Source organism: Streptomyces sp. NPDC059874, assembly GCF_042731135.1.
GTDB lineage: Bacteria > Actinomycetota > Actinomycetes > Streptomycetales > Streptomycetaceae > Streptomyces.
In genome coordinates, this window is the sequence record NZ_JBHWJY010000169.1 from 1 (window position 1) to 4,309 (window position 4,309).

The 4,309-nt window shown below is 69.0% G+C and carries 3 protein-coding genes and 1 pseudogene; 1 reads left to right on the plus strand and 3 read right to left on the minus strand.

The genetic code is table 11. From position 1 onward, the window contains the following. Positions 1–103: 103 nt before the first annotated feature. The 3 genes from ACFV9H_RS41175 to ACFV9H_RS41185 all read right to left on the minus strand — a co-directional run bounded on the left by ACFV9H_RS41175 (position 104) and on the right by ACFV9H_RS41185 (position 3,352). Complete coding sequence (locus ACFV9H_RS41175) at positions 104–793, minus strand: hypothetical protein (protein ID WP_385409096.1); 690 nt, start codon at positions 791–793, stop codon at positions 104–106. A 365-nt stretch (positions 794–1,158) separates the two neighbouring features. Further along, positions 1,159–1,326, minus strand: a complete 168-nt coding sequence (locus ACFV9H_RS41180) for a hypothetical protein (protein WP_385409097.1) — start codon at positions 1,324–1,326, stop codon at positions 1,159–1,161. Between the two features lie 67 nt (positions 1,327–1,393). Then, entirely contained in the window at positions 1,394–3,352 is a 1,959-nt protein-coding gene (locus ACFV9H_RS41185; protein ID WP_385409099.1) for an amino acid transporter, read from the minus strand. Positions 3,353–3,893: 541 nt separating this feature from the next. On the opposite strand from ACFV9H_RS41185, the pseudogene ACFV9H_RS41190 reads away from it, so the two are divergent. Then, positions 3,894–4,309: pseudogene (locus ACFV9H_RS41190) on the plus strand (hypothetical protein); the annotation flags it as partial.

Sequence of the window (4,309 nt, forward strand, 5' to 3'; positions counted from 1 at the left end):
CGCCACCTGGGCCGGCGCCTGCCCCACCTGCCACCGCGACATACCCGCACGCGAATCAACCTGACCAAGCCCTACTAGTGCTGTGACCGGAAAGGCCACAGCCCTAGGGGCACGCGGCGAACTGGCCGTCTCCGATCGCTTCCGCGGTGCAGCCCTGGGGGGCGAATGCGTCCGCCGCGCTTCCGTTGCCGTTCACGGTGGCGGTGTTGTCGTTGCCGAGCCCTGAAAACGCATCGCTGCCGTCGCCGTCCACAGTGGCCGTGTTCCGGTCACCTCGCGCGGCCTGAGCGAAGCTGTTGTCCCCCTCCACGGTGGCGGTGTTGTCGTTGCCGAACGTGGCGATGGCGTTGCTGCCGTCCCCTTCCACGGTGGCGGTGTTGTTGTTGCCGATTCCTGCGGCGGCTTCGCTGTTGTCACCGTCCACGGTGGCCGTGTTGTTGTCGCCGCGACCCGCGAACGCGCCGCTGTTGTCGCCAGTGACCGTGACGGTGTTCCTGTTGCCGGCGAGTGTGAAGCCGAAGCTGTTTTCTCCGTCGACTCTGACCCTGTTCAGGTCACCGCCGGTCGCGGAGGCAGAACTGCCCGCCCCCCTGGCGATCGCCACCGAACCAGTGCCGGTGGCCCTGCACTCGGCAGTGCCCATCCGCGCGACCTCGGCGCCACTGGCCGCAATACAGACGTCGGGTTCCGCCCAGGCAACCTGCGGTCCCAATGCCACAGACCCCACCGCGGCCGCCGTGACGAGTACGGCGCGCATCTCGTTGCGCCGCAGCCCTGTTCGCCTTGCTCGCATGTGCACGCTCACCTTTGCGGTAGATCCGAATTCCGCCAATTCATTCCTTTCATGGAATCTAATGCCGCCGCATTGGGATGGACGATCGACACGTGAGCCAGCCGGCCAGAACCTTCGGACAGAGCTGCCCCGCCCGCCCCTGCCGCCGGCTTCCGTCGGCTCATCGAGGAACGGGCCCAGCGCGCACGGGAAACCGCGGACGTCGCAGCCGGATGGTTTCCCCACGCCTGACGCGGGGGGCAGTCCACACTCGCCTGCCGGTCACGGTCGACCATGTCGGCAGCTCATCGTCTGAGCCAGGCTCAGCCGACAGGGGGCCGTGGGCGCCGGGATGTGTGAGCCCGAAGGACGTAGGGGTCGGCGGCCTACGGGCGGTAGATCATCTCCATCAGGAACGCCACGATCACGGTCCACACGCCGATGCCGAGCAGCCACCACCATTCGGCGGCCAGCCCTGCTGTGATCATGGCGGCAGCGCAGAGCATGAGGGCGATGATCCTGAGCCGCATGCGGCGATCCGGCGTGGAGTTCATGGTCGGCCATGCCTTTCGGTCTCACCGCCCCGGCGTCTTTGGAAGTGGCTGCGTACGGCTCCGGTGGTCAGCCGCCGACGTGGATGCCGGGGCGGCGAGCGGGGTCGGGTTCGTGACTGCGGATGATTTCCCGGGTGACCGGTGCGGTGTCTCCGCGTCCCAGGAGGAAGTAGCGGACCATGTGGACCAGCGGGCTTCCTTCGGCCCAGGCGAAGTAGCAGTGCGGCTGGACGCCGGTGGCGTCGCGCAGGGCCAGCAGGATGGCTGCGATGGCGTTCGGCGCGGCCGGCGCGTCGGCGCGCAGGATCCGGTAGCCGTCGACTTCGACGCCGTGGACGGTGAGGGTGTCGCTGAAGTCCGAGGGGTCGACCACGTCGATCTCGAGGAAGATGACGTCGGCGCGGCCGGGCACCGGGTTGACGCCGCGCTGTTCGCGTTCCTTGTCGCTGTACTCGGCGACGTCGCCGGCTTGGCGGCGGTTGGCGATGATGTTGATGGCATTGTCGTGGGCCAGGGTGTCATCGATGAACCGGCGGGCGTCGGCGTCGAAGACGATGCGGTCGGCGCGCAGTTCGGTGGTGCGTGAGACGCGGGAGATCAGCGACACGATGATGATTCCGGCGATGAAGAATCCGGAGATGACGATGCCGTCGGGCTTGTCGATGATGTTGGCGACCAGGGCGTAGAGCAGGACCGCGGTGAGCAGGGCGAAGCCGATGGTGGTCGCGCGTCGGCGGTGGCGTGCGACGGAGATGGTGACGGCGAAGGCGCCGGAGACCATCATGGCCAGGATGCCGGTGGCGTAGGCGCCGGCCTGTTCGTCGACGTCGGCGTTGAAAGCGATCGTGATGAGGATGCACAGGGCGGTGTAGACGATCACGACGGGGCGGACTGCGCGCCCCCACTCGGGGGCCATGCCGTAGTCGGGCAGGTAGCGGGGGACGATGTTGACCAGCCCCGCCATGGCGGAGGCACCGGCGAACCACAGGATCAGGATGGTGCTGATGTCGTAGACCGTGCCGAACGCCTCCCCCACATGCTCGTGAGCCAACCACGCCAGGGCACGGCCGTTGGCGGCGCCGCCCGGCTCGAACTGCTCATGCGGGATGAGGAGCGTGGTGACGAAACTGGCGGAGAGCAGGTAGACGCTCATGATGAGAGCGGCGGTGGTCAGCAGCCTGCGGGTATTGCGGATGCGCGAGCGCAGCCGCTGCTCCGCGTCGGCTCCCTCGGCGGCAACCAGCGGCATCATGCTCACACCGGTCTCGAACCCCGACAAGCCCAGCACCAGCAGGGGGAAGGCCAGTAGCGCCGGGCCCACCAGATCTCCGAAGCCGCCTCCGCCCGCTGCGAGGGCCTCGGTCCACATCGACCAGGCCCCCGGGGTGGTGAACACATGCACCAGGCCGATGCCGATGACGACCGCGTTCAGAGCGAGGAACACCGCGACCAGGGGAATGGCCACACTGACCGCTTCGCTGAACCCGAGCAGGAACACCCCTCCAAGCACCAGCAGCAGCGCCACCGTGAGCGCGACCTCATGCCCGTGCAGCACCGCGGGAAAGAACGGGTTCTCCACCACGTGCACGGAGGCGTCCGCGGTGGACAGGGTGATCGTGATGATCCACGACGTGGCGACGAAGCCGAGGAGTACGAGCACAAACAGCTTGCCCCACCAAAACGGCAGCAGGTCTTCCAGCATCGCCACCGATCCTGCGCCGTGCGGGCTCTCCTTCGCCACCCGCCGGTACATCGGCAGCATCCCCAGCAGCGTCAGCGCCACGATCAGCAGCGTCGCCAAAGGCGATACCGCCCCAGCGGCCAGAGCGGCGATCGCCGGCACATAGGCGAGGCTGGAGAAGTAGTCCACACCGGTCAGGCACATCACCTTCCACCACGCGTGCGGCTCGGCATGCCCCTCCCCCGCCGCCGGCCCCACAGGCTGCACCTGGTGCCGCAGCATCCACCGCGCCAGCCCACCGGCCGGTTGGGCCCGCAGCGCAGGGCTGTCCACCACCTCCGGCATTCCCGCCTGATCCGCGTCCGCCATATCCCCCGTCACCCTTTCCCAGCCTGTCCAGCGCACCCACACAACGGCCACCAGCACAGGGCCTCACCACGATCATCGAGTATGAGCCTGCCCCCGACGCGGACCCGCACCGGACAGACCCAGCCCCCTAACCCGTCCTGCCCTTGTGCCCAGAGCACCAGCCCCCACGCCGGACACGGCCCCCGACCCCAACAGGCCGTGCCGGCACAGGGCAGAGCACCGACCAGCAAGCCGTGCCACCGCCCCCATGCCCCGTGCCCGGACGACACCACAGCACTTCGTCGCACACGCCAACGCCCGATAATCCTTACGCATCCTTAACGCCCGGAACTGCCCTAAGCGAAGACCGACGGAGCCGGCCAGCCCCCTGAAGCAGCCCAGCCATCCCCGTCGACGATCGAGTGAAGTGCAGAGAAGTCATCACCGGTGTTCGCGCTACGACTGGCCCGAGTCGGGCGTCGCGCCGCCCGAGTGCACGCTGACCGGACAGCCGCTGCGTCCGGACGGGCTGTAGTCCATGGGGAGCCTGCTGAGCGAACTCGGGAAGAAGCCGGCCGAGCGCCGGCTCACCCTGCTGGTGCTCCCCGGCGCCCTCTATCTGGCGGTCGCCGTCACCGCCCACACGCTCGGCCACGCCCACGCCCTGGACATCGGCCGCCTGATCGACACCATCACGGGCTGGGCGGGCACCCGTCCCGCCACCACCGTCGGCGGCCAGGTGGTGCTGCTGGCCGCCGTCCGCGCCGGAGCAGCCGCGGTTGGACTCGCCGCGCAGGCCCCGGGATCCCTTGCCGAACACCTCGTCCTGGCCGCCGGCTGGCGTACGTGGCCGAGACCGCTGAGCGAGCGGGTCGCCCGGCGGGGCGACGCACGCGCCGCCCAATGGGCCGATCACCACACCACGTACCCCCGTCTGCGCGCGGCGGCCGCCGC

Bases quoted from the DNA above. Each gene is read 5' to 3' on its own strand.
- ACFV9H_RS41185 (WP_385409099.1), bottom strand. From the start codon at position 3,352: ATGCCGGAGGTGGTGGACAGCCCTGCGCTGCGGGCCCAACCGGCCGGT.
- ACFV9H_RS41180 (WP_385409097.1), bottom strand. From the start codon at position 1,326: ATGAACTCCACGCCGGATCGCCGCATGCGGCTCAGGATCATCGCCCTC.
- ACFV9H_RS41175 (WP_385409096.1), bottom strand. From the start codon at position 793: ATGCGAGCAAGGCGAACAGGGCTGCGGCGCAACGAGATGCGCGCCGTA.